This is a genomic window from Candidatus Eisenbacteria bacterium (genome assembly GCA_016867495.1).
In the GTDB taxonomy this organism is placed as follows: domain Bacteria; phylum Eisenbacteria; class RBG-16-71-46; order CAIMUX01; family VGJL01; genus VGJL01.
In genome coordinates, this window is sequence record VGJL01000310.1 from 1 (window position 1) to 2,194 (window position 2,194).

The window sequence follows — 2,194 nt, forward strand, 5'->3', positions numbered from 1 at the left end:
CTCCCGTCCGCGCTCTCGCCTCCCACCACCAGGTTCCCATCGGTGTCGCAAAGGGCGGCGGTGCCGACGTCGGTGTAGTTGGCCCCGCCGTCGTGGAGATCGTTCCACTGAAGGGTCGGCCCCGCCGCGGCGACCAATGGTTGACACAGGAGGATGCAGGCGCCCGTCAGGATGCTCTCTATCCGCTTCATTCGCGCTCCAGATGTTGTGGCTCGTGGTGATGCTTGCCCCGCGGCACGCCGGGGACTCCCGTACATCACATTATAGCAGCCTCCGGGTCTTAGAGGAACCGATAGACGATGTTGATGCCGAGCGTTTCCTTGAACTGCCCCGACTTCCGGATCGCCTTCAGGACATCGAGCGGATTGGAGAGGTGTCCCTCATCGAGGGGCAGCGGCTTCACGCTGTTGTCGTAGGCGTCATAGACCCATCGGGTATAGAGATTCACCGAGATCATCTTGGTGATCTGGCTTGTGAAGATATTCTCCCAGTCCGTGCTGACCATGGTGCTCAGCTTCTCGACATCCGAATCGATACGATTCTCTGCGAGGAACTCCGGGGCCAGGTCCTCCAGCGCCTTCTTGCCCGAGTAGAAGACCGGCTGGTAGACCGTGAGCTTGGAGGTCCACGAGATCTTCTTCTCCAGGATCTTCGCCTTGTAGTCCGTGACCCACTCGATACCGCCGTCGTTGGTCGCCTCGCTCTTCGTCCTTCGAGCGTCGTCGGTCCCGGCGGAGTCGGGATGCGCGTAGACGAAGAGCTTTCTGGAGCTCTGCCGGAAGGCGAAGCCGAGCCGGCTCAGCAAGGCTCGATCCTCGGTGTCGAAGAACTTGCGGGCGATTCCAGCGGACTCCTTGAATTGCAGAGGCAGGGTTCGATTGGCTTGCGCGCATCTGGCCTCGGACGGCCTTCGCGCCCGTCACCTTCCCGCGGAATCGGGGCTGCGGGGCTTCTCCAGACCCCCGGTTCTCCAGAAGGCGATGTAGCTCGAAGGAACGGTGCCGGCGCCCGTGAACCACCCGCCGGCGACGAGCGATTCATCGAAGACCGCGAGCGCTCGGACCGGGCCGTTGATCCCCTGCCCGAACGGCGTCCACTGCCCGCCGTCCCACCGGGCGATCGACTGCGCCGCCCTTCCTCCGGCGGTCGAGAAGGCGCCGCCGGCGATCAGATCTTCCCGATAGAGAGAGAACGCGTGAACCCAGCTGTTCATCCCCCTGCCCAGGGGATGCCACGAGACTCCGTCCCAGCCGGCGATGTTCGATACGGGGATGCCCCCCGCGTGCATGAACTGCCCCCCGGCGACCAGTCGGCCTCCGTAGGCCACGACGTCGTCGACGAAGTCGACATCCATTCCCCCGCCGAGGGGCGACCACGAGGATCCGTCCCAGCTCGCGATCTCGCTTGTCCCCGCGACCCCTCCGGCCATGCCGAAGTCCCCCCCGGCGATCAGCTTTCCCTCATACGGGGCGACCACGAAGACGCCGTTGTTCACGCCGGAGCCGACGGAATCCCATCTCGCTCCATCCCACCGCGCGATTCCGTGGAGCGGCACTCCGCCGGCGCTGCCGATCCTTCCGCCGACGTACAACTCATCCCCCAAGACGCCCAGGCACTCGACATCTCCATCGACGCCATCGCCGAGGGGAAGCCACTCGGTCCCGCTCCAGCGCGCGATGCTGTTCACCGCTGTGGAACCCGAGCGCCTGAAGATCCCGCCTACGATCAGATCTCCCTTGTAGACGGCCAGGGCCCGAACGTAGCCATCGACCCCCGCGCCCATCGGGCTCCACGTCTGCCCGTCCCAGCGGGCGATGTGTTCGGCATGAACGCGCCCGGCGTTCGTGAAGTTTCCCCCCGCGATGAGATCTCCATCGTGGACGCAGAGCGCGAAGACGGCCCCGTCGAGACCGTTCTCCTGGGGAGGCCGGCCGAACCCGGAGATCCATGAGTCATAGCCCGGCAATGGCGTCGTCTCGCACGCGACGCTCGACAGCTCGGAGACGTTCCCCGCGTCGTCGATCACCTTCATCGCGAAGCAGTACATCTGGCCGCCTTCCAGGCCTCCAACGATAAGGCTCTGGTAGTTGCCGGCGGACCTTGGCCACGGCTCCCCGATGATCTCCGTCGCTTCCTCCCAGTTCAGCTCCGACAACATCTCCTTCGCGTAGCGGATGTCGTAGGTCGCCGCGGT

At 64.9% G+C, this 2,194-nt stretch carries 2 protein-coding genes; both read right to left on the bottom strand.

Annotation, left to right across the window (positions count from 1 at the left end; all coding sequences use genetic code 11):
• Window positions 1-191: hypothetical protein (locus tag FJY88_13785; protein MBM3288397.1), on the bottom strand; the 191-nt coding region annotated here is incomplete at its 3' end.
• A gap of 89 nt (window positions 192-280) precedes the next feature.
• Window positions 281-805: a hypothetical protein gene (locus tag FJY88_13790; protein ID MBM3288398.1), complete on the bottom strand. Its 525-nt coding sequence runs from the start codon at window positions 803-805 to the stop codon at window positions 281-283.
• Between the last annotated feature and the right edge of the window lie 1,389 nt (window positions 806-2,194).